This window comes from Streptomyces sp. NPDC004539 (genome assembly GCF_040610055.1).
In the GTDB taxonomy this organism is placed as follows: Bacteria; Actinomycetota; Actinomycetes; order Streptomycetales; family Streptomycetaceae; genus Streptomyces.
Map to the genome: position 1 here is coordinate 96,017 of NZ_JBEXLS010000002.1, position 23,711 is coordinate 119,727.

Below are 23,711 nucleotides of genomic sequence, written 5' to 3' on the forward strand. Positions count from 1 at the left end.
CGGACCTCAATTCTTGCTGTCGAACGGAGATGCGGCAACGAGCAATTGGGATCACCGACGGTTATGTGCCGTTACATGGCTTATATCACTACCCTGGATTCTGCGCCGTGACAGCAGGGGCGGGACGGGTGACGCGCCGGTGCGATCCTGTACCTCCTGGTGTCTGCCTCCTCAGGCGTGCGCTCAACCCTGGAGCGCCAGGACCAGCGGCATCACCCCCCGGGCGCCCGCCCTGCGCAGCATCCGCGCGGCGACCGCGAGCGTCCAGCCGGTCTCGCTCAGATCGTCCACCAGGAGGACCGGACCCTGCGCCCCGTCCAGCGCGGCGGCCAGCGCGGGCGGCACGAGCAGCGCCCCGTCGAGCGCCTTCAGCCGCTGCGCGCTGTTGCTGCGGGCGACCCGGGAGGAGCCCTCCGCGTACTCCAGACCGCCCAGCAGCGGCAGTCGGCCGACCTCCGCGATGTGCGCGCCCAGTGAACCGATCAGCGACACGCGCGTACGCGAAGGGACCGTCACCACGCCCACCGGGCGTGCGGGCGCGTCCGCCGCTCCGGAGGCCCAACCGCCGGGCCCCTTCGCCCAGTCGGCCAGCACTCCCACCACGGCCCGCGCCACGTCCTCGGGCACCGGCCCGTCCGGCGCCTGCGGCGCGAGCAGGGGCCGCAGCCGGTTGCCCCAGCCGATGTCCGACAGCCGTCCGAGCGCCCGCCCGGCCGCCGCCTGCTCACCGGCCGGGATACGGCCCTTGAGGTCCATGCCGACCGCCGCGAGCCCCGTCGGCCACATCCGGCGGGGCTCCACCTCGACGCCCGCCCGGTCCAGGTCCACGCGCGCGGCGTCCAGCGCGGCGCTCGACGCGTCGGCCGTGAAGCGCGCGCCCGCGCAGTTGTCGCACCGGCCGCAGGGCACCGCAGTCTCGTCGTCCAGCTGCCGTTGCAGGAACTCCATCCGGCAGCCCGTCGCCGCGCCGTACTCGCGCATCGCCCGCTGCTCCGCCTCGCGCTGGCGCGCCACCCACGCGTAGCGGTCCGTGTCGTACGACCACGGCTGTCCCGTCGCCGTCCAGCCGCCCTTCACGCGCCGGACCGCGCCGTCCACGTCCAGGACCTTGAGCATGCTCTCCAGGCGAGAGCGGCGCAGCTCCACCAGGGGCTCCAGGGCGGGCAGCGACACCGGCCCCTGCGCGCGCGCGAGGACGTCGAGCGTGCGGCGCACCAGCTCCTCGGCGGGGAACGCCAGGGAGGCGAAGTACTCCCAGATCGCCTCGTCCTCCCGGCCCGGCAGCAGCAGCACCTCCGCGTGGTCGACGCCACGGCCCGCGCGGCCCACCTGCTGGTAGTAGGCGATGGGGGAGGAGGGCGAGCCCAGGTGGACGACGAAGCCGAGGTCCGGCTTGTCGAACCCCATGCCCAGGGCGGACGTCGCGATCAGCGCCTTGACCTTGTTGCCGAGCAGGTCCTCCTCGGCCTGCTGCCGCTCCGCGTTCTCCGTGCGGCCCGTGTACGACGCGACCGCGTACCCGCGCTGCCGGAGGAACGCGGTGACCTCCTCGGCGGCGGCCACCGTCAGCGTGTAGACGATGCCCGAGCCCGGCAGGTCGTCCAGATGGTCGGCGAGCCAGGCCAGGCGGTGCGCGGCGTCCGGCAGCCGCAGCACGTTCAGGCTCAGGCTCTCCCGGTTCAGCGGGCCGCGCAGCACCAGGGCGTCCGACGCGGCGCCCGTACCGAGTTGCTCGGCGACGTCGGCCGTCACGCGCGCGTTGGCCGTCGCCGTCGTCGCCAGGACGGGTACGCCCGCGGGGAGGTCCGCCAGCATCGTGCGCAGCCGGCGGTAGTCGGGGCGGAAGTCGTGGCCCCAGTCGGAGATGCAGTGCGCCTCGTCGACCACGAGCAGGCCCGTCGCGGCGGCGAGGGAGGGCAGGACGCGGTCGCGGAAGTCCGGGTGGTTGAGGCGCTCGGGGCTGATCAGCAGGACGTCCACGACGCCCTCCGCGATCTCCTCCTGGACCGAGCCCCACTCCTCCGTGTTGGCCGAGTTGATCGTCCGCGCCCGCACGCCCGCGCGCGCCGCCGCGTCGACCTGGTTGCGCATCAGCGCGAGCAGCGGGGACACGATCACCGTCGGGCCCGCGCCGCGCGTCCGCAGCAGGGCGGTCGCCACGAAGTACACCGCGGACTTGCCCCATCCGGTCCGCTGCACGACCAGCGCCCGTCTGCCTTCGGCGACCAGGGCCTCGACCGCCCGCCACTGGTCCTCCCTCAGCCGGGCCCGGCCGCTGGGGTCCCCGACGAGCCGGGCGAGGACCGAGTCGGCCTCGGCCCGGAGATCCGCGTTGCTGGTGTGCTGCATGCGTCCATACAACAGGACGGGACTGACAATGCGGGCGGGAGGCCGGGAGCGGGGCCGGACCGAGGGGGTCTTCCTTCCGAAGTGACGTGTCCCTGCCCGGAGTTATCCACAGGCCCAGCGGGAAGTCGCGATTCGCGAGATCGTCACCGCATGACGAATCACAGCGAAACGCCTGAACCCTTCGACAACGGCACATACGACAGCGTCGTGCCGTACGACGTCGAGACCCACGGACTCACCCTCAAGACCCCCGCCGAACTCGCGGACGCCGTGCCCTACCTCCTCGGCTACCGCCCCGAGGACAGCATGGTCCTCGTCTCCCTGCGCGAACAGGACGGCCAAAGCCGCTTCGGCCCACGCGGCGGACTCGGCATCCCCGCGGACCCCGGCAGGTGGAAGGAGGTGGCCGGCATCTTCGCCAAGGGACTGGTGAAGGGCGCGGAACGCCGGGGGATGCGGCCCGAGCAGATGGTCGCCTACCTCTGCCGGGAACCGGGACCCGGCGAGACCGCCCGCGAGGTCATGGAACGGCTGCGGCCCCTCGCCCAGCACCTGCGCAAGGCGTGCGGGCGCCTCGACATCCCCGTCATCGAGGCGCTCTGCGTCTCCGGCGGCCGTTTCTGGTCGTACTGCTGCCGGGGCGACGGCTGCTGCCCGGAGGAGGGCGTCCCGATGGCCCTCCCCGGGACGTCCGTCCTCGCCGCCGCCGCGACCTACGCCGGACTCCAGGTCCGCGGCACCCTGCGGGACTTCCGGGTCCGCATGCTCCCCTGGGAGACCGGAGGCGTCCGGGAGCAGGAGGAGACCCTGGACCGGATCGCGGAGGAGATCGTCCCCCGCATCCTCGACGGCGAGAGCGCTCAGGTCGCCGAGGAGACGATGGCCCTGGTCGAACGGCTCGTACGGCGCCTCGCCGCGGCCCCCGTGGCAGGCGGCCCGCTCCTCTCCGACCGCCGGGACGACGCACTGCTCGGCGAGGAGGAGGCGGCCCGGCTGATCTTCGGCCTCCAGGACCGCACGACCCGCGACCGCGCCGCCGAGTGGATGGAGGGCGAGGAGGCCCTCCCCGCCCTGCGCCTGTGGCGAGCCCTGGCCCGCCGCTGCGTCCTCTCCTACAGCGAGTACGCCGCCGCGCCCCTCGCCCTGGCCGGCTGGGTCGCCTGGTCCCTCGGCGACGAACTCGAAGCGCGCGAGGCGCTCGCCATGGCGCTCGGCGCCGACCCCGACTACCTCTTCGCGGCGCTCCTGCACCAGGCGTGCAACGAGGGGCTCGACCCCGAGTCGATCCGGCGGTGCCTGCGGTCGGAGCGGCAGGGGCGGCAGCCCGAGGAGGCCGGTGCCACGGAGGGTGCCGAGGTGACGCCGGAGGAGGCCGTGGAGGCAGGGGTGACCCTGGAGAAGGCCGTGGAGGCTGGGGCAGTGACGGACGCCGAGGTGGTGCCGGACTCCGGGGCGGTGCCGGATGCCGGGGAGGCCGCACCCGCTCCCCGGCGCCGGGCTCGCTCCAGGGGCGGCGTGCCGGCCGAGGCGGGAGCGGGCGGGCGGCGGCCGGCCCGTACCCGTCCGGCGACGAAGGGCCCGCGCACGCGGACCCCGGGACAGCGGGTCGTACGGCAGCGGAGTGCTCCCGAGGAGGAGGTGAGCTCCGGCGGGGAGGAGACGGCGGGGACGGAGTGAGGGCGTGGGGGTCGGCCGAGGCGGCCGTGCCGGCCGGGCGGTGGGGCGCCGGAACGGGGCGGCGGGGCTTCTCCGGCGGGCGTCGGGCGCGCGGGGCGTGGCGGCGGCTGTTCGGTGGCCGCCGGGAGGACGGCGTCCGGCTCCGGCCGTTCGGACGCCGTCGTACGCACCGCCATTCGGAGTGGCCTTGCGGCTGCGGGCGTGACCCGGGGGAGGTCCGCCCCGTTCACCTGAGTGGCGGAACAACCGCGCGGCCCGCGTCGCCGTACCGCCCCAGTGCCGTCGGGGTGCCTCCCCGGCGCCGCACTCGCCCGTGGCGCACAGAGAGCAGAAGAAGTCACCGCATGCATCAACCGACTCCGCCCTCCGCCCCCGGCGGGCCCCCGTCGTGGGACCGGGACGAGCTCCCCGAGCGGCTCCTGGGGCGGACGCCCCGGGGCCCGGCCGGCGGCGGGGCGCGGCCCCCGCTGCCCGACCAGGGGCGGCGCCCGGCACCCCGCCCCGAGGGGCTCCCGCCCGTCCACACCGCCCTGATCTGCGTCGCCCTCCCCGGGCTCGCGATCTCCACCCGGGAGGGGCAGCTCACCGGGCGCGGCCTGGAGGGGTTCTACCGGGCGGGCCGGCGCCTGCTGTCCCGCTGCCAGGTGCGCGTGGCGGGCCGGGAACCGCTCGTGGTGCAGGCCAGGATGACGGCCGCCGACGAGGCCCGCTTCGTCGGCACCCTGCGCGTCTCGCCCCAGGGCGGCCCCGATCCGGACGTCGTCGTCGAGCGCACCCGCGGCGCCGACGGCACCGAGCGGATCACCCTGCACAGCTCCGCCCCGCGCCCGCTGCGCCTCCCGGTCGAGGTGTCCCTCGGGACGGACCTGGCGGACCTGGGCGCGATCGCGGCCGGCGTGACCGCGCCCGAACTGCCCGCCAGCGTCCACGACTCGGGCCTGCGCTGGTCCGGCCCGCCGGGCGCCTCCACGGTCACGGCGGACCCGCCCCCCTCCGACGCGCTGGCCTCCGCCGGACTGTTGCGCTGGGACCTCGACCTCCCGCCGGGCGGCAGCGCGGTGCTGGAGCTCAGGGTCAGGCTGGACGGGAGCGGACCGATGCGGGCCGTGGGCCGGTCGGCGACGAACCCGCTGGCGCCCGCCCGCGCCCGGGGCGACGACCCGCGCGTGGGACCGCTGCTCGCGGCCGGCGTCGAGGACCTCCAGGCACTCCTGGTCCGCGACCCGGCACACCCCACCGACACCCACCTCGCGGCCGGCGCCCCCTGGCGCTGCGGACTCGCCCCGGCCGACGCCCTGGCCGCCGCCCGGATGACACTGCCCCTCGGCACCGGGCTCGCGGCCGGCACCCTGCGCACCCTCGCCCGCACCCAGCGCGCGGACGGCCTCCTCCCCGGCCCCCGACGGGACGCGGGCGCCCACCTGCCGCCCGCGTGCACGGGCACCGAGGCCACGCTCCTGTTCCCCGTGCTCCTCGCGGAGGCCCGCCGCTGGGGCCTGCCCGAGGCGGAGACCGCTGAGCTGCTGCCCGCCGCGGAACGCTGTCTGACCTGGCTGCGGACCACGGCCGGGTCGGGCACCTACCTGCCCGACCCGCAGCCCGACGGCCCCGTCCGCTGCGAGACCCAGGCACACGCCCACCGCGCGGCCCTCCTCGGCGCCGACCTCCTCGACGCCTGCGGCAGGCCCGGCGCCGAGCCGCTCCGGGAGTGGGCGCGCGGACTGCGGGCGGCGTTCCGCGAGGAGTTCTGGACCGACGACCTCGGCGGTGGCCGGCCGACGGCCGCCCGGCTGCCGAACCGGCGCCCCGTCACGCACCTCGGCGCGAGCGCCGTACACCTGCTGGACACAGGGCTGCTCGGCGGCGGCGAACTCGCCACCGGCCTCCTCGACCGGGTGCAGACCGAGCACCTCGCCCGGCTGCTCGGCGGCCCGGCGCTGGACTCCGGCTGGGGGCTGCGCGGCCTCGGCACGAAGGAGCCCGGGTACAACCCCTTCGGCCACCGCGGCGGCGCCGTCCGGGTCCACGAGAGCGCGCTCGCCGTGGCGGGCCTCGCCGCCGCCGGGTACGAGAAGGAGGCCGGCTCGCTGCTGAAGGGCGTCCTCAGTGCTGCCGAGGCGTTCGGGTACCGGCTGCCCGAGATGTACGCGGGCGAGCAGCGCGCCGACGGGAGCGCTCCCGTGCCCCATCCGGCCGCCTGCCGCCCCGCCGCCACCGCTGCCGCCGCCGGGGTCCTGCTGCTGACCACCCTGGTCGGCATCCGCCCCGACGCCCCGGCCCGCACGGTCACCCTGCGCCCCGTCCACAGCGCGCCCCTAGGGGAGATCGGCCTCAGCGGGCTGCGCGTCGCGGGCGAGCCGTTCTCCGTGCGCGTCAGCAGACTCGGCCTCGCCATGGTCGAGGAGGCCGGCGACGGGCTTCAGCTGGGGGTGTGAGCGACCGGCCGTGCACGGACGACGACGAGGTCCGACCGGAGTGGATCAGCCTTCTCCCCGGTCGGTGAAGGGAGTGTTTATCGTCAGGGAGACGCCTAAGATCGCCGCATGCCCTACGACCCGTCAGCCTTCCCGCCCTTCGCCGTCACCGTGGACCTGGTCGTGCTGACCGTGCGGCGCCACGCCCTGTGCGCGCTGGCGGTCCGCCGGGGCGAGCCGCCGTTCCAGGCGAGATGGGCGCTGCCCGGCGGCTTCGTACGGGCCGACGAGGACCTCTCCCAGGCGGCGGCCCGCGAACTCGTCGAGGAGACCGGGCTGCACGCCCACGACCCCGCGGCCCCCGCCCAGGACAACGGCGCCCACCTGGAACAGCTCGCCACCTACGGCGACCCCGGGCGCGACCCCCGGATGCGCGTCGTCAGCGTCGCCCACCTCGCGCTCGCCCCCGACCTGCCCGCACCCCGCGCGGGCGGCGACGCCAGCAACGCGCGCTGGGCGCCCGTCGAGGAACTCCTGCAACAGGGCGGCTACGGCAGGGACGGCGACCCCGTCGCACCGCTCGCCTTCGACCACGCCCAGATCCTCTCCGACGGCGTCGAACGGGCCCGCTCCAAGATCGAGTACTCCTCCCTGGCCACCGCGTTCTGCCCCACCGAGTTCACCGTCGGCGAGCTGCGCCGGGTCTACGAGGCGGTGTGGGGCGTCGCGCTCGACCCACGCAACTTCCACCGCAAGGTCACCGGCACCCCGGGCTTCCTCGTCCCCACCGGCGGCACCACCACCCGCCAGGGCGGCCGGCCCGCCCAGCTCTTCCGCGCGGGCGGCGCGACGCTCCTCAACCCGCCGATGCTGCGTCCGGAGGTGTGAGCCCGGGGCGGACGGCTGTTCGGGACGGGTTCCGCGGACTTCCGCGAGCGGTCCGTGCCTGGTGCCGGGCGCCGCCCCCGCAGGTTCCGGGACCCCGGTTCGGCGGTCGGCCGTGCGATGTCTCAAAAACCGCAAACGGGGCGCTATCTTGCTGCGGGTGATCCAGGCATTCGGACTGACCAGCATCCCCCGCAAGGATCTCCCTCCCGCCGTCGACGACGTCTCCTTCGAGGCGCGCGTCGGTCATGTCACGGCGCTGCTCGGGGCGCCGGGAGCGGGCAGAAGCACGACGCTGAGACTCCTGCTCGAACTCCAACGGGGCCGTGGCGTCACGTACTTCAGGGGCCGCCCGCTGCACCGCATCGCCCACCCCGCGCGGGAGGTCGGCGTGCTCCTCGGCGATGTCCCGGGGCACCCGGGCCGCACGGTCCGCGGCCACCTGCGGATGCTGTGCGCGGCGTCGGGCGTCCCGGCCGCACGCGCCGAGGAGGTCCTCGAAGCCGTCGGCCTCGTGAGCCTGCGCGAGGAGCGCCTCGGCGCCCTCTCCCGGGGCATGGACCGCCGCCTCGGCCTCGCCTGCGCTCTCCTCGCCGACCCGCACACCCTCGTCCTCGACGACCCCGCCGAGGGCCTCTCCGCCCGCGAGAGCCGCTGGCTGTACGACATGCTCACGGCCCACGCCCGGCACGGCGGAACCGTTCTGCTGACCATGGCCGACCCCAAAGAGGCCGCCCGCACCGCCGACCGCGTCGTCACCCTGGACCGGGGCCGCGTCGTCGCCGACCAGGACGCGCCCGACTTCGCCCGCACCCGGCTGCGCCCCCGCGTCGCCGTCCGCACCCCCCACGCCGCCCGCCTCGCCGCCGAACTCTCCCGGGACGCCCGGACGACCCGGCGCTCCGTGGAGGTCGTCCAGGAGGACGGCAACCACCTCTCCGTGTACGGCAGTACGTGCGCCGACATCGGAGACGTCGCCTTCCGCAACGGCATCCTCGTCCACCAACTCGCCGACGAGGTGGGCGACATGGGGCCCGGGGCGCACGCGGACGCCGGGGAGGGGGGCGGTGACGGCGCCGACGGCGGCGTATCACCGGAGGCGTCGGAAGAGGCGAAGACCGCTGCCGGGAAGGGGCGTTCCCCGCTGGGGGAACTCGGGACTTCGCCGCCCCCGCTGGGGAAGCTCGGGACCTCGCCGCTCCCGCCGTCCATCGCCGTCCGCCCCGCCCCCACCCCGCTGCGCCCTCTGCGTTACGAACTGCGCCGGGCCGCCGGGATCAGCACCGGATTCGCCGTCTGCGCGGGGACGCTCGTCGTCTCCGTGGTCACCGCGCTGCTGCTGGCGCGGCTCGGACACACCCCGCAGGCGCGGCTGTTCGCGGCCTGGCCCGTGCAGTCGCCGCTGCCTCCGGCCGCCCTCGGGGCGGGGCTGCTGGGGGCGCTGGCCTTCGGGGACGAGTTCCGCCACCCCGCGCTGGCCGCCGACCGCGGAACCGTCCCCCGGCGGCTGGGGCTGCTGGCCGCGAAACTCCTCGTCGCCGCACTCACCGCGCTGCTGCTGGCCGTCCTCACTGTGGGCTGCGACGCCGAGGCGCTCTACCTCGTCTACGGACGGGAGCTCGCGGAAGTTCCCGCGGACTGGCTCTCCCTCGGTGCGAGTTGGACCGGCCTCGTGGTCGGCTGCGCCTGGGCCGGGGTGCTGGCGGCCGGCGTGTTCCGGTCCACGACGGCGGGGCTCGCCGCCGTGCTCGCCGTACCGGTCGCCGTCGTCCCGCTCCTGCACCGGCTGTCGGCGGGCGCGTCCGTGCGCGTGGCGGCCGGAATGCCCGCGCGGGCACGCGACATGTTCCTGCTGCGCTGGCCCTTCGGGGGCGAGCGCTACCTCGACGCCGCCGCGCGCGTGGTGGCCCAACCCGTGGGCGGTGCACTCGCGTTGTCGCTCACCACCCTGCTGTGCGCGTATCTGCTCACCACCCTGCGCGGCAGGGTCCGATGACGGGCGTCCACGCGCGCTGTGCGCACAACTCCCCTCAGAAAGCCCATTTCTTTCCGATAAGGCGTCAATTCCGACGGGGTGAGCGATCACCCTTTCGTGTGCTTTTCACCAAAGCCCTCAAGGGAGTTGGGGACGGCGCCGACAAAAGATCCGTGAGTACCCTTGCGCACACCATGATGACCGCCGCCCGCTCCGCCGACTCCGGTCTGGCCGCCCCGGGCGAACTCGACCGTTACCCCTACGCCGAGACCCCCGCCGACCGCTCGCCCATCTGGGACGGCGTCGACCCCGACCTCGGCCGCGTGGGCCGCCGCGCCACGGGCAGCCGCGGGCGCGGGCTGCACGGCCAACTCGTCCAGCAGCTCGGCCAGATGATCGTCTCCGGCGACCTCGGCGCCGACCGCCCCCTGGTGCCCGAGGAGATCGGCCAGCGCTTCGAGGTCTCCCGCACCGTCGTCCGCGAGTCGCTGCGCGTCCTGGAGGCCAAGGGCCTGGTCAGCGCCCGGCCGAACGTCGGCACGCGCGTGCGCCCCGTCAGCGACTGGAACCTGCTCGACCCCGACATCATCGAATGGCGCGCCTTCGGCCCGCAGCGCGACGACCAGCGCCGTGAGCTGACCGAGCTGCGCTGGACCATCGAACCGCTCGCCGCCCGCCTGGCCGCCGGGCACGGCCGGGAGGACGTCCAGCAGCGGATGTCCGACATGGTCGAGATCATGGGGCACGCGATGGCGCAGGGCGACGCCCTGACGTACTCCCGCGCGGACGCCGAGTTCCACACCCTGCTCATCCAGGTCGCCGGCAACCGCATGCTGGAGCACCTCTCCGGGATCGTCTCCTCCGCCCTCCAGGTCTCCGGCGGCCCGGCCACCGGCTGCGAACGGCCGAACGAGACGTCCCTCGCGCACCACGCGCGCATGGTCGACGCGCTCGCCGCGGGCGACGGCGCGGGCGCGGAGGCGGCGATGCGGCAGCTGCTGACCGTCCACCCCGAGGTGGAGCGCGTGGTCCCGGCGCCGCGCGAACACTGACCGCGCCTCTCGGGCGGTGCGGCCGGGACGCTCTTCCTCCTCCGGCGTCCCTCAGTGCCGGTGCCCCGCCCTCCGGTCGGACTCCCCAGGACCCCTCGCGGGCCCTGCGGAGTCCGACGGTGCGACACGGCAGAAGAGCGCTTCGATCACAGGGGGCGACTTCTCTGACCGCGTCTGACCGTTTTTGAGCGCTTACGGGGTGTGACTCGGGCCACGTAGATTGGGCGTAACGCTCGTGGGAACAGCGCGATGACCTAAGAGGTGACAGCCGAGGAGGGAATACGGACGCCGTTCACGGCGCTGTGCATTCTCCCGGCCCCCGCCCGCCCGTCGGCCCATCCCCAAGGCCGGTGGTCGGCTCCTGTCCGCTGTGGACGGGGCCGGAAGCCGTTTTCCAACGTTCCGAGAGGTTGTTCGTGTCGGCCAGCACATCCCGTACGCTCCCGCCGGAGATCGCCGAGTCCGTCTCTGTCATGGCGCTCATTGAGCGGGGAAAGGCTGAGGGGCAGATCGCCGGCGACGATGTGCGTCGGGCCTTCGAAGCTGACCAGATTCCGGCCACTCAGTGGAAGAACGTACTGCGCAGCCTCAATCAGATCCTTGAGGAAGAGGGTGTGACGCTGATGGTCAGTGCCGCAGAGCCCAAGCGCACCCGAAAGAGCGTCGCAGCGAAGAGTCCGGCCAAGCGCACCGCCACCAAGACGGTCGCGGCGAAGACGGTGACCACCAGGAAGGCCACCGCCACCACCGCAGCTCCGGCCGCTCCCGCCGCCGGTGACGGCGAGGAGTCGCCCGCCAGGAAGGCCGCCGCCAAGAAGGCCGCGCCCGCCGCCAAGAAGGCCGTCGCGAAGAAGGCGGCCCCCGCCAAGAAGACCGCCGCGAAGAAGACCACGGCCAAGAAGGACGACGCCGAGATCCTTGAGGACGAGGTCCTCGAAGAGGCACCCGGCGGCAAGGCGGGCGACGAGCCCGAGGGCACCGAGAACGCCGGCTTCGTCCTCTCCGACGAGGACGAGGACGACGCGCCGGCCCAGCAGGTCGCCGCCGCGGGCGCCACCGCCGACCCGGTCAAGGACTACCTCAAGCAGATCGGCAAGGTCCCCCTCCTCAACGCCGAGCAGGAGGTCGAGCTCGCCAAGCGCATCGAGGCGGGCCTGTTCGCCGAGGACAAGCTGTCCAACGCCGACAAGCTGGCCCCCAAGCTCAAGCGCGAGCTGGAGATCATCGCCGAGGACGGCCGCCGCGCCAAGAACCACCTGCTGGAGGCCAACCTCCGCCTCGTGGTCTCGCTGGCCAAGCGCTACACCGGCCGCGGCATGCTCTTCCTGGACCTCATCCAGGAGGGCAACCTCGGTCTGATCCGCGCGGTCGAGAAGTTCGACTACACCAAGGGCTACAAGTTCTCCACGTACGCCACCTGGTGGATTCGTCAGGCGATCACCCGCGCGATGGCCGACCAGGCCCGCACCATCCGTATCCCGGTGCACATGGTCGAGGTCATCAACAAGCTCGCGCGCGTGCAGCGCCAGATGCTCCAGGACCTGGGCCGCGAGCCCACCCCGGAGGAGCTGGCCAAGGAACTCGACATGACCCCGGAGAAGGTCATCGAGGTCCAGAAGTACGGCCGTGAGCCCATCTCGCTGCACACCCCCCTGGGTGAGGACGGCGACAGCGAGTTCGGTGACCTCATCGAGGACTCCGAGGCCGTCGTCCCGGCCGACGCCGTGAGCTTCACGCTCCTCCAGGAGCAGCTCCACTCCGTCCTCGACACCCTGTCCGAGCGCGAGGCGGGCGTCGTCTCCATGCGTTTCGGTCTCACCGACGGTCAGCCGAAGACCCTCGACGAGATCGGCAAGGTCTACGGCGTCACCCGCGAGCGCATCCGCCAGATCGAGTCCAAGACCATGTCCAAACTGCGCCACCCGTCGCGTTCGCAGGTCCTGCGCGACTACCTCGACTAGGTCTCACCTCGTACGACGACGGGGGCCCGGTTCCTTCCAGGGGAACCGGGCCCCCGTCGTCGTACGCGCGCGTGCGGTTCTTCGCGCGGGTGCGCGTCACACCACGGTCGATCACTCTGGGTTTTCGATATCCACCCCAGAGTGAGGAACGTGCATGCGCCTTCCCTTGGTCCGGGCGCTCGCCCGGCCGTTGGCCCTGGCGACCGCGCTGGTCGCCATACCGCTGATGAACGCGGCCCCGGCGGCCTCCGACACCATCGTCGTCGGCGGCTTCCCGGTCGACGTCTCCCAGAGCCCCTGGACGGTCGCGCTGTCCAGTCGTGACCGGTTCGGCGGTACGCGGTCGGGGCAGTTCTGCGGCGGGGTGGCGGTCGCGCCGACCCTGGTGCTCACGGCGGCCCACTGCGTCGGCGAGGACGTCCTCGGGGCGCCCCCGAACCGGGTGCGGGACTTCAAGGTCGTCGCGGGCCGCACGGATCTCTCGACGGACGCCGGCCGGGAGATCGCCGTACGGGACACCTGGGTGAATCCGGAGTACGACCGCTCCAGCAACTCCGGGGACTTCGCCGTCCTCACGATCGCCGATCCGCTGCCCGAGGCGTCGGTCGTCGGAGCGGCCGGGGCGGGGGACACCGCGTACGCGGCGGGGACGGAGGCCATGGTCTACGGCTGGGGCGACGTCTCCGGGTTCGGCCAGTACGCACGCGGTCTGCGGGCCGCGCGGGTGCACGTCATGTCCGACTCGCGCTGCGCGCGGGCGTACCCGGGAGGCCCCGAGGGGGGCTACGTCGCACGGACGATGCTGTGCGCCGGGGAGGCCAGGGGCGGCCCGGACGCCTGCCAGGGCGACAGCGGCGGGCCGCTGGTGGCGCAGGGCAGGCTGATCGGTCTGGTGTCCTGGGGGAGCGGCTGCGGACGGCCGGGGAGCCCGGGGGTCTATACGCGCGTCTCGGACGTTCTGAGGGTGCTCAACGGGCCCGCGGGCCACGCAAAGGCTGCCGGGCCGTCAGACGGGCGCTGAGCGGCCCTGAAGGGATACGCGTACGGGCGGCGGCCCCTGTCTCCAGGGACCGCCGCCCGTACGCCGGCCTGTGCCGGTTGTGCTGCTCGTCGTGAACGCCGAACGTCAGCGCTCATCCTCGGAGGCGGTCGCGGGAACGGCCGTCAGCCGCTCCGTCTCGTCCTGTATCTCGGCGGCGATCTTCTTGAGCTCCGGCTCGAACTTGCGGCCGTGGTGGGCGCAGAAGAGCAGTTCTCCGCCGCTCGCCAGGACAACGCGAAGGTAGGCCTGGGCGCCGCAGCGGTCGCAGCGATCGCCGGCCGTCAGCGGGCTCGCGGGGGTCAGAACAGTAGTCACGTCGCCTCTTCTCTAGCTCGACGAGCTGTCGTACCAGGGTCAACATCCAACCAGCCTCAAACGTTCCCGCTTGCGGCTTTCCCTCGAAAAAATCTTTCGAGGCGGCTGTCTGCTGCCGGTTTGGCGGCGAATGTGCCGTATTGCGTTTCTTGTGTGCTTACGGTTTCGCGCTGTCGATCATGGGGTCGGTCCTCCCGGCCGGGTTGCCGGTTCGTTCTTGAGGACGTGCCCGGAGCCTAAATGGTTCATGCCTCGAAGGGAACGTGATATGTACTTCACTCCATCGAGCGATCGAACACGCATACGACTCTGGACTAGTCTGACTCCAGACGAGGGTGGCGTGACAACGGCTCTACCTGGCCTCGGTACCCTCTTGACGGCGACCGAAGCCGCGCCCTTACCCAGAAGGGCCCCACCTGAAATTCAGCGAGGAGCGAACCGCGTGACCGCCGATACGTCCGTGCCGTCCACTGCGCTGCTGGCAGGAGCAGACCGGGACGGCTCCAACTACACCGCGCGGCATCTGCTCGTCCTCGAAGGACTAGAGGCCGTCCGCAAGCGCCCGGGTATGTACATCGGATCGACCGACAGCCGCGGTCTGATGCACTGCCTGTGGGAGATCATCGACAACTCCGTCGACGAGGCGCTGGGCGGCTTCTGCGACCACATCGACGTCGTGCTCCACGACGACGGCTCCGTGGAGGTCCGCGACAACGGCCGGGGCATCCCGGTCGACGTCGAGCCCAAGACCGGGCTGTCCGGCGTCGAGGTCGTCATGACCAAGCTCCACGCGGGCGGCAAGTTCGGTGGTGGCTCCTACGCCGCCTCCGGCGGTCTGCACGGCGTGGGCGCCTCCGTCGTCAACGCCCTCTCCGCCCGGCTGGACGTCGAGGTCGACCGCGGCGGCAACACGCACGCGATCAGCTTCCGGCGCGGCGTCCCCGGCGCCTTCGCGGCGGCCGGACCCGACGCCCGGTTCGACTCCCAGAGCGGCCTGCGCAAGACCAAGCGGGTCGCCAAGGCCCGCACCGGCACGCGCGTGCGCTACTGGGCCGACCGCCAGATCTTCCTCAAGGACGCCAAGCTCTCCCTGGAGCACCTCCACCAGCGCGCCCGCCAGACCGCGTTCCTGGTGCCCGGCCTGACCATCGTCGTCCGCGACGAACTCGGTCTCGGCGAGGGCGGCAGCAAGGGCGAGGAGTCCTTCCGCTTCGACGGCGGGATCAGCGAGTTCTGCGAGTACCTGGCCGCCGACAAGCCGGTCTGCGACATCCTCCGCTTCACCGGTCAGGGCACCTTCCGCGAGACCGTCCCGGTCCTCGACGAGCACGGCCAGATGACCCCCACCCAGGTCACCCGCGACCTCGTCGTGGATGTCGCCATGCGCTGGGGCACCGGCTACGACACGACCCTCAAGTCGTTCGTGAACATCATCGCCACCCCCAAGGGCGGCACCCATGTCGCCGGCTTCGAGCAGGCCGTCACGACCACCATGAACGAGGTCCTGCGCGCCAAGAAGCTGCTGCGCGTCGCCGAGGACGGCGTCCTCAAGGACGACGCCCTGGAGGGCCTCACCGCCGTCGTGACCGTCCGGCTCGCCGAACCCCAGTTCGAGGGCCAGACCAAGGAGGTCCTCGGCACCTCCGCGGCCCGCCGGATCGTGACCCAGGTCATCTCCAAGGAGCTCAAGGCGTTCCTGACCTCCACCAAACGGGACGTCGCCACCCAGGCGCGGATCGTCATGGAGAAGGTCGTCGCCGCCGCGCGCACGCGCGTCGCCGCCCGCCAGCACAAGGACGCCCAGCGCAGGAAGACGGCCCTGGAGTCGTCGTCCCTGCCGGCCAAGCTCGCCGACTGCCGCAGCGACGACGTCGACCGCAGCGAACTCTTCATCGTCGAGGGGGACTCCGCGCTCGGCACCGCCAAACTCGCCCGCAACTCCGAGTTCCAGGCGCTGCTGCCGATCCGCGGCAAGATCCTCAACGTCCAGAAGTCGTCCGTCACGGACATGCTGAAGAACGCCGAGTGCGGCGCGATCATCCAGGTCATAGGAGCGGGGTCCGGCCGGACCTTCGACCTCGAAGCCGCTCGCTACGGCAAGATCATCATGATGACCGACGCCGATGTGGACGGCTCCCACATCCGCTGCCTGCTGCTGACCCTGTTCCAGCGGTACATGCGGCCCATGGTCGAGGCCGGCCGGGTCTTCGCCGCGGTGCCACCGCTGCACCGCATCGAACTTGTCCAGCCCAGGAAGGGGCAGGACAAGTACGTCTACACGTACTCGGACCGTGAACTGCGCGACAAGCTCATGGAGTTCCAGACCAAGGGCGTGCGGTACAAGGACTCCATCCAGCGGTACAAGGGTCTCGGCGAGATGGACGCGGATCAGTTGGCCGAGACGACGATGGACCCCCGGCACCGGACGCTGCGGCGGATCAACCTCTCCGATCTGGAGGCGGCGGAGCAGGTGTTCGATCTGTTGATGGGCAATGACGTGGCGCCGCGCAAGGAGTTCATCTCCAGCTCGGCGGCTACGTTGGACCGGTCGCGGATCGACGCGTAGCCGCTGCGCTCGGCCTGGGCCGGGGCGGTTCGTGGTGGGGGGTTCGCTCGGAATCGGGGTGCGGGTGGTGCGTGGCCGGTCGCGCAGTTCCCCGCGCCCCTGAAGCGGCCCTGCGGGCGCTTCCCGCAAGGGCTTCCTGTGCCGTCTTCTCCACCCCTGGGTGGAGAAGACGGGGGCCGGGAGATCCACCCTTGATCCACCCTGGCGCCGATCTGCTGGAGGGCTGGTTTCCGTAGGTTCGGAGGGGTCGGCGGCGAGTGTCGTCGGGATCTTCTTCCGCTCACGGAGGCTGGGATGGCCGGGGTCGTCAACGCGTTGGTGACAGTGGCGGTTGTCGCCCTGGTCGTCGGGCGGCAGTTCAGGGCGGCGCCGGTCGATGCGGGGCGGCGGTGGTGGCTGGTTCCCGCGGTGCTGGCCGTCATGGCGTTGCGGGAGCCGGGGTTGCTGGACGCCGGGCACCGGGCCGCTTCGGCGGTGCTGCTCGGGGCGGAGGTGCTGGTCGGGGTGGTGACCGGGGCCGGGTGGGGGTGGACGACCCGGATGTGGGTCGCCGAGGACGGCGTCGTGTGGCGCAAGAGCGGCAGGGCCGGCGCCGGGGTGTGGGGGATCGGGGTCCTGCTGCGGGTGGGGCTCTTCGGGATCGGGGCCGCGATCGGTGTCCATCAGAGCAGCTCCGCCCTGATGCTGTCCCTGGCGGCCACGCTGCTGGTGCGCTCCGGGGTCGTGGCCTGGCGGGCGCAGGGGATCGACCGGCCCCTTGCCGGACCCGTCGCGCCGTACGGTGACGAGGTGCCCCGGTACCGCACGAAGGAGCGCGTGTGACCGAGAACCCCTGGCTGCGCTGGCCGTCCCGGGAGGCCCTCGACCACAAGGCGCCCTCGCCGGTCAGGCGCTCACTGGGTCGGCTGCTGCGGCTCCTGCTGATCGGCATCGTCCTGTGGAGCGCCTTCAGCGGGCCGCACGCGCACGGCTGGCGGCTGGCGGCCGGAGGGGCGATCGTCCTCGTCGCCGCGGGGGCGGCACGGGGGTTCTTCGCGGTGACGCTCGCCCACCGGCTGGTGCCCTCGCTCCTGCTGCTGACGCTCCTGCTGGGGCTCGCCGTCACGGCCGAGGCGCTGGGCTTCGGCTCACCGGCCGTCGTCCTGTGGTGCGGCTGCGCCGTCGTGGCGCTGGAGCGGCTCCCGATGGGCGCCGCGCTGCCCTTCGCCTCGGTCGCCCTGAGCGCGTTCGCCGTCGTCAACGAGGACATGTGGCTGACCACCGCGGCCACGCTCGGCGCGCTGGCCCTGGCGGGCTACACGCTGCGCCTGGACGCCGAGGCCCGCGGCAACTCAGTGCGGCTGCTCGCCCAGGAGCGGGCCGCGCGGGCGGCGGAGGCGGAGTCGGCCGCGCTGACCGAGCGGGCCCGTATCTCCCGCGAGATCCACGACGTCCTGGCACACAGCCTCTCCGCCCAGCTCGTGCACCTGGAGGCGGCCCGCCTGCTCATCGAGCGCGACGCCGACCGGCAGCAGATCCTCGACCGGGTGGTGGCGGCCCGCGCCATGGCCCGCGACGGCCTCGAAGAGACCCGCCAGGCCCTCTCCGCCCTGCGCGGCGACCTCACCCCGCTGGAGGACTTCCTGACGGGCCTGGTCCGTCAGGCGGACGGCGCGGAGATCACCGTACGGGGTGAACGCAGACCGCTGTCGGCCGAGGCGTCCCAGGCCGTGCGCAGGGTCGCGCAGGAGGCGCTCACGAACGTCCGCAAGCACGCCCCGGGCGCCAGGGTCAGCCTCCGGCTGGAGTACGGGCCCGGTGAAGTGACCCTCGACGTGCGGGACTCGGGCGGTCCGCCGGGGGAACTCGCTGGCGCGGGAGGCGGATACGGTCTCCTGGGCATGCGCGAGCGTGCCGAACTGCTGGGCGGCTCGCTGGAGGCGGGGCCGGACGAGGAGGGGTTCGCGGTGAGGCTGAGGGTGCCGGTATGACGGAACAGGAGCGCACGGCGCCCGCCCGGGTGCTGGTGGCGGACGACCAGACCGTCGTCCGGGAGGGGATCGTGATGCTGCTGGGGCTGCTGCCCGAGGTGGAGGTGGTGGGCGCGGCGGTGGACGGCGAGGACGCGGTGCGGCTGGTCGCCGAACTCGCCCCGGACGTCGTCCTGATGGACCTGCGCATGCCCCGCTGCGACGGCGTCGAGGCGACCCGGCGGATCAGGGCCGGCCATCCCGGCACACAGGTCGTGGTCCTCACGACGTTCGCGGACGACGAGTCCCTGTTCCCGGCGCTCGCCGCGGGCGCCCGCGGCTACCTCACGAAGGACGCCGGCGGCGAGGAGATCGTCCGGGCCGTGCGCAGCGTCCTGTCGGGGGACGCGGGACTGTCGCCGGGCATCCAACGGCGGCTGCTGGAACGGCTGTCGGAGCCCGCGCCGGAACCGGTCGGCCCGGCGGGCCCGCCGGACGGGTTGACGGCGCGTGAGACCGAGGTGGTGATCCTTATCGCGGACGGCCTCAGCAACCAGGAGATCTCCCGCAGACTCCACGTCTCCACGACGACGGTGAAGACCCACATCAACAACCTGTTCGCCAAGGCAGGGCTCAAGGACCGCGCGCAGGCGGTGAGTTACGCATACAGAAAGGGGTTGGTAAAACCACCAAAATCGGAAATGGGATAAGTCGGCCCATTGTCGCTTGATGGGGTGAAGAATGCGGGAAAGAGAGTAGGGGATCTTCCCGTTCTGTCCATCATTGGGTATGCAGTTGAGCAACGACCGTGCCCGCAGTGGCGGGGGCGGTCCCGAGAGAGCACGCGAGCACCAAGAGGTGCGGACCCCGGTCCCCGAAGAACCGGCGGGCGTGCGGTATGACGATCCTTGGTACGACGCCCTGGCCCCGGACTGGTCCGGAGCCGAACCGGCGCCCGCGCCCGCGCCGGTGGTCCCAGCGCCCCGTGAGGAGTCCACCCGCGACGCGATGGCGGAGGTCTACCTCGCCGTCCAGCGCAGCGCCGCCTTCCAGGAAGTACGCAGCCGCTACCGGCGGTTCGTGGTCCCGGCGGGCATCGGCTTCTTCCTCTGGTACGTGGCGTACGTCATCGCGGCGACCACCGCGCCCGGGTTCATGGCCCGGCCCGTCGTGGGCGCCGTCAACGTGGCACTTGTCGCCGGTCTGGGACAGTTCCTCACTACCTTCCTCGTGGCCTGGGCCTACGCCCGGCACGCCCGGCTGCGCAGGGACCGGGCCGCCCTCGACCTGCGCTGGGACACCCAGGAACTGACGCGCGGTGTGAAGGGCGGCAAGCCGTGAGCGGTACCCATCAGACCCTGGCCCTCGTGCTGTTCAGCGTGTTCATCGCCGTCACGCTGGGCATCACGACCTGGGTCAGCCGAAACCGGCACGGCTCGGCGGAGGAGTTCTACGCCGGCGGGCGGCTGTTCTCCCCGATGGAGAACGGCTTCGCCATCGCGGGCGACTACATGTCGGCCGCCTCGTTCCTCGGCATCTCCGGCCTGATCGCGCTGTTCGGCTACGACGGCCTGCTCTACTCGGTCGGCTTCCTCGTCGCCTGGCTGGTCGTCCTGCTCCTCATCGCCGAACTCGTGCGCAACTGCGGGCGGTTCACGCTCGCGGACGTCGTCGCGGCGCGGATGAGCGAGCGGCCGGTGCGCATCGCGGCGGGCGCCTCCTCCGTCATCGTGTCCATCTTCTACCTCGTCGCGCAGATGGTCGGCGCGGGCAGCCTGGTCGCCCTGCTGCTGGGCCGCAGCGGTGCGGCGGCCCAGGTGTGGACGGTCATCGGCGTCGGCGCGCTCATGGTCATCTACGTGTCACTGGGAGGCATGCGGGCCACCACCTGGATTCAGATCGTGAAGGCGGTCCTGCTGCTGGGCGGCACGATCGCGCTGACCGTCCTCGTCCTCGTCCGCTTCCACGGCGACTTCGACCGGCTGCTGCTCACCGCGGCCGAACGCAGCGGCCACGGCATCGACTTCCTGGCCCCCGGCCTGAAGTACGGCGCGGACTGGACCTCGCGCTTCGACTTCATGAGCCTCGGCCTCGCCCTCGTGCTGGGCACGGCCGGCCTGCCGCACATCCTGTCCCGCTTCTACACCGTGCCCACCGCGCGGGCGGCCCGCCGCTCGGTGGTCTGGTCGATCGGCCTGATCGGCAGCTTCTACCTGATGACGATCGTGCTGGGCTTCGGCGCCGCCGCGATCGTCGGGCCGGACGCCGTGCGCCAGTCCAACGCGGCCGGCAACACCGCCGTCCCGCTGCTCGCCCTCGACCTCGGGGGCGGCGCGCAGACCATGGGCGGCGCGGTGCTGTTCGCGATCGTCGCCGCGGTCGCCTTCGCCACGATCCTCGCGGTGGTCGCCGGCATCACGCTCGCCTCCTCGGCGTCCGTGGCCCACGACCTGTACGCGTCGCTGCGCCGCAAGCACGCCAAGCAGCGCAGCGAGGTCACGGTCGCGCGGGTCGCGGCCGTCGGCATCGGCATCGTCGCGATCGCGCTCGGCATCCTGGCGCGCGACCTCAACGTCGCGTTCCTCGTCGGCCTCGCCTTCGCCGTCGCCGCGTCCGCGAACCTGCCGGTGCTGCTCTACTCCCTGTTCTGGCGCAACTTCACCACCCGGGGCGCGGTCTGGGCGGTCTACGGAGGACTGATCCCGGCGCTCGTGCTCGTCGTGCTGTCGCCGGTCGTCTCGGGCAGCCCCCAGTCGCTCATCCCCGGTGCCGACTTCCAGTTTTTCCCGCTCCAGAACCCCGGCATCGTCTCGATCCCGCTGGGCTTCCTCGCGGGCTGGCTCGGCACGGTCACTTCGTCCGAGGAGCCCGACGAGGCGCGGCACGCGGAGACGGAGGTGCGTTCGCTGACAGGAGCGGGAGCCGTGTAGGGGCGGCGCCGGGGCTTGGGTCATGGCGCGGCCCAGGCACGGCGCTGCTTCGGACGGGCGAGTCGTCCGTACAGATGGACGACATTGACGACCCGTCCGGAAGTTGCTCCATGCATCCATCAAGGTGCCCGGTACTCATCACGACATGCGGTACTCATCAAGACGCTCAACGAAACCGTGCTCTCAGGCGCGGGTCGCCCACACGTAACGGTGTTCCGGGCGGCCCGCGTCGCCGTACTTGAGGGTCAGACGGGCCCGGCCGGTGCGTTCGAGGAGCTTCAGATAGCGCTGGGCGGTCTGGCGGCTCACGCCCGTGCGATCGGCGATCTCCTGCGCGGACAGCGGGCCGTCGGCGTGCATCAGGGACTGGCGGACCAGTTCGGCGGTCGTGGGGGAGTGCCCTTTGGGCAGGCCGGGTTCCGAAGGCGCCGACAGCGCGCCGAACATACGGTCCACGTCGGCCTGTTCGGCCTCGCCGCCGACGTCCAGAGCGCGGCGCAGCTCGCCGTACGCCTCCAGTTTCGCGCGCAGGCCCGCGAAGGCGAACGGCTTGACCAAGTACTGGAGCGCGCCGTGCCGCATCGCGGAGCGGACCGTCTCGACGTCCCGCGCGGCCGTCACCATGACGACGTCCGCCTGATGACCGCGACGGCGCATCTCCTGGACGGCGTCGATGCCCGTACCGTCGGGCAGGTAGTGGTCCATCAGGACGAGGTCCACCCGGGGCAGCGTCTCCAGCAGACGCAGTGCCTCGGCCGCGCTGTGCGCCTGCCCGGCGACCCGGAAGCCCGGCACCTTCTCCACGTAGGCGGCGTTCACACGGGCGACCCGCGTGTCGTCGTCCACGACCAGGACCTCGATCATCGCGCCTCCTCCTCGACGGCACGCGCGCCGGCGGCCGGTACGGCCGTCCGGGCACCCTCGGACAGCGCGTCGGGCAGGATCACGGTGAACTCCGCGCCACCGCCCTCGGCCTCCCCCACCCGAGCCCCGCCGCCCTGCCGCTCGGCGAGCCGGCGCACCAGGGAGAGCCCGATGCCGCGCCGGCCGTGAGCGGGCGGCTTCTTGGTGGACCACCCCTCGGTGAACACCGACTCCCGGTGCTCCGCCGGGATTCCGGGACCGGTGTCACGCACCCTCAGGACGGCGGTACGCCCCTCGGCGCGCAACTCGACCTCCACGCGCGCGTGCGTCGTGCCCGCGACGGCGTCCAGCGCGTTGTCGACCAGGTTCCCCACGATCGTCACCAGCCCCCTCGGGTCGACCAGCCGGTCCGGGAGCCGCGTGGCGTCGGACAGCCCCAGGGCGACACCGCGCTCCGCCGCGACCGTCGCCTTGCCGACCAGCAGCGCCGCCAGCAGCGGGTCCCGGATCTTCTCGGCGACCTCCTCCGCGGTGGCCCGGTGGTCGCCGACCACCTCGCCGACGAACTCCACGGCCTCCTCGTACATCTCCAGCTCCAGCAGCCCGAGAAGGGTGTGCATCCGGTTGGCGTGTTCGTGGTCCTGCGCGCGGAGGGCGTCGATCAGCCCGCGCGTGGAGTCGAGTTCCCGGCCGAGCTGCTCCAGCTCGGTGCGGTCGCGCAGGGTGGCGACGGCGCCGCCGTCGTCCGTCGGCATGCGATTGGTCACCAGGACGCGCGGGCCGCGCACGGTGAGCAGGTCCGTACCGCTCACCCGGCCCGCCAGGACGTCGGCCGTACGGCCCGTGCCGAGCGCCTCGTCGGGGGAGCGGCCCACGGCCTCGTCGCCGACGCCCAGCAGGCGCTGCGCCTCGTCGTTCAGGAGCCGGACGCGGCCCTCGCGGTCCAGCGCGACGACGCCCTCCCGGATGCCGTGCAGCATCGCCTCACGCTCCGCGAGCAGCGCCGAGATGTCCGAGAAGGCCAGGTCACGGGTCTGGCGGTAGACCCGGCGCGAGATCAGCCAGGCCGCCAGCGCGCCCACCGCGAGCGCGCCGCCCGCGTAGGCGAACAGGCCCGGGATCGCGTGGATCAGCCGGGCGCGGACGCTGTCGTACTCGATGCCGACCGAGACCGCCCCGACGATCCGTCCTTCCGCGTCCCGCAGCGGCACCTTGCCGCGTGCCGAGCGGCCCAGCGTGCCGTCGTCGATCTCCATCACCGCCTCGCCCGCCAGCGCCTTGTGGGGGTCCGTCGAGACGACCCCGCCGATCTGGGCCGGGTCGCGGTGCGACCAGCGGACCCCGGCCCTGTTCATCACGACGACGTACTCGGCGCCGCTCGCCCGCCGAATCCGCTCCGCCTCCCGCTGCACCGGGCCGTCCACCGACGGTGTGCTGTTCTTCAGGTCCTCGGCCAGTTGCGGCATCGCCGCGGTCGTCTGCGCGATCGCCAGTGCGCGGCGCATCGCCTGGTCGTCCAGCTGGTTGCTCAGGGGGGCGAGGAACAGGCCCGTCGCGAGCACCACCACGCCTGCCGCGATCGACAGCTGCATGAGCAGGATCTGCGAGAAGGCGCGCCGGGGGAGGCCGAGGCGCAGGCGGCGGGCGGGGGGAGCGGGGCGCATACCTTGACGGTACGTGGCGGGGGAGGGGGTGCCGTAGGGGTGTGGCGTGGATCTCTTGACCAGGTGGA

17 protein-coding genes are annotated in these 23,711 nt (G+C 72.9%); 13 read left to right on the forward strand and 4 right to left on the reverse strand.

Annotated elements, in window-relative coordinates; genetic code table 11:
- Positions 1–183: 183 nt before the first annotated feature.
- On the reverse strand, positions 184–2,349 hold the full coding sequence (locus ABZX85_RS04160; RefSeq protein WP_355862414.1) for a RecQ family ATP-dependent DNA helicase: 2,166 nt from the start codon (positions 2,347–2,349) through the stop codon (positions 184–186).
- Between the two features lie 150 nt (positions 2,350–2,499).
- On the opposite strand from ABZX85_RS04160, the gene ABZX85_RS04165 reads away from it, so the two are divergent.
- The 7 genes from ABZX85_RS04165 (at position 2,500) to ABZX85_RS04195 (ending at position 13,334) form a co-directional block, all read left to right on the forward strand.
- Positions 2,500–4,026: a DUF4192 domain-containing protein gene (locus tag ABZX85_RS04165; protein WP_355862415.1), complete on the forward strand. Its 1,527-nt coding sequence runs from the start codon at positions 2,500–2,502 to the stop codon at positions 4,024–4,026.
- Between the two features lie 344 nt (positions 4,027–4,370).
- Complete coding sequence (locus ABZX85_RS04170; RefSeq protein WP_355862416.1) at positions 4,371–6,461, forward strand: glycogen debranching N-terminal domain-containing protein; 2,091 nt, start codon at positions 4,371–4,373, stop codon at positions 6,459–6,461.
- 108 nt (positions 6,462–6,569) lie between these two features.
- Positions 6,570–7,328: an NUDIX hydrolase gene (locus tag ABZX85_RS04175; RefSeq protein ID WP_355862417.1), complete on the forward strand. Its 759-nt coding sequence runs from the start codon at positions 6,570–6,572 to the stop codon at positions 7,326–7,328.
- Between the two features lie 157 nt (positions 7,329–7,485).
- Entirely contained in the window at positions 7,486–9,321 is a 1,836-nt protein-coding gene (locus ABZX85_RS04180; RefSeq protein WP_355862418.1) for an ABC transporter ATP-binding protein, read from the forward strand.
- Between the two features lie 152 nt (positions 9,322–9,473).
- Entirely contained in the window at positions 9,474–10,352 is an 879-nt protein-coding gene (locus tag ABZX85_RS04185; RefSeq protein WP_355862419.1) for an FCD domain-containing protein, read from the forward strand.
- Between the two features lie 416 nt (positions 10,353–10,768).
- Positions 10,769–12,313, forward strand: a complete 1,545-nt coding sequence (locus tag ABZX85_RS04190) for an RNA polymerase sigma factor (protein WP_355862420.1) — start codon at positions 10,769–10,771, stop codon at positions 12,311–12,313.
- 154 nt (positions 12,314–12,467) lie between these two features.
- A complete protein-coding gene (locus ABZX85_RS04195) occupies positions 12,468–13,334 on the forward strand; it encodes a serine protease (protein WP_355862421.1) in 867 nt (288 codons plus the stop codon).
- Between the two features lie 105 nt (positions 13,335–13,439).
- On the opposite strand, the gene ABZX85_RS04200 is transcribed toward ABZX85_RS04195, so the two are convergent.
- Positions 13,440–13,670 (reverse strand): hypothetical protein, encoded by a 231-nt coding sequence (locus ABZX85_RS04200; RefSeq protein ID WP_055721807.1) that lies wholly within the window; start codon positions 13,668–13,670, stop codon positions 13,440–13,442.
- Between the two features lie 442 nt (positions 13,671–14,112).
- Between ABZX85_RS04200 and ABZX85_RS04205 the strand changes: the two genes are divergently transcribed.
- The 6 genes from ABZX85_RS04205 to ABZX85_RS04230 all read left to right on the forward strand — a co-directional run bounded on the left by ABZX85_RS04205 (position 14,113) and on the right by ABZX85_RS04230 (position 21,115).
- Positions 14,113–16,236 carry a DNA topoisomerase IV subunit B gene (locus ABZX85_RS04205; RefSeq protein WP_355862422.1) on the forward strand — a complete coding sequence of 708 codons (2,124 nt, stop codon included), beginning with the start codon at positions 14,113–14,115 and terminating at the stop codon, positions 16,234–16,236.
- Positions 16,237–16,530: 294 nt separating this feature from the next.
- Complete coding sequence (locus tag ABZX85_RS04210) at positions 16,531–17,058, forward strand: DUF1453 domain-containing protein (RefSeq protein ID WP_355862423.1); 528 nt, start codon at positions 16,531–16,533, stop codon at positions 17,056–17,058.
- On the forward strand, positions 17,055–18,206 hold the full coding sequence (locus ABZX85_RS04215; RefSeq protein WP_355862424.1) for a histidine kinase: 1,152 nt from the start codon (positions 17,055–17,057) through the stop codon (positions 18,204–18,206). Before ABZX85_RS04210 ends, ABZX85_RS04215 begins: the two co-directional genes overlap by 4 nt.
- Positions 18,203–18,895, forward strand: a complete 693-nt coding sequence (locus ABZX85_RS04220; protein ID WP_355862425.1) for a response regulator transcription factor — start codon at positions 18,203–18,205, stop codon at positions 18,893–18,895. The genes ABZX85_RS04215 and ABZX85_RS04220 overlap by 4 nt, the downstream gene beginning before the upstream one ends.
- Positions 18,896–18,974: 79 nt before the next feature.
- Positions 18,975–19,526 carry a DUF485 domain-containing protein gene (locus ABZX85_RS04225; RefSeq protein ID WP_355862426.1) on the forward strand — a complete coding sequence of 184 codons (552 nt, stop codon included), beginning with the start codon at positions 18,975–18,977 and terminating at the stop codon, positions 19,524–19,526.
- Positions 19,523–21,115, forward strand: coding sequence for a cation acetate symporter (locus ABZX85_RS04230; RefSeq protein WP_355862427.1), 1,593 nt, complete (start codon positions 19,523–19,525; stop codon positions 21,113–21,115). Before ABZX85_RS04225 ends, ABZX85_RS04230 begins: the two co-directional genes overlap by 4 nt.
- A 183-nt stretch (positions 21,116–21,298) precedes the next feature.
- Here the strand turns inward: ABZX85_RS04230 and ABZX85_RS04235 are convergent, their stop codons facing one another.
- Positions 21,299–21,979, reverse strand: coding sequence for a response regulator (locus tag ABZX85_RS04235; RefSeq protein WP_355862428.1), 681 nt, complete (start codon positions 21,977–21,979; stop codon positions 21,299–21,301).
- On the reverse strand, positions 21,976–23,643 hold the full coding sequence (locus ABZX85_RS04240) for a sensor histidine kinase (RefSeq protein ID WP_355862429.1): 1,668 nt from the start codon (positions 23,641–23,643) through the stop codon (positions 21,976–21,978). Before ABZX85_RS04240 ends, ABZX85_RS04235 begins: the two co-directional genes overlap by 4 nt.
- Positions 23,644–23,711 lie beyond the last annotated feature (68 nt).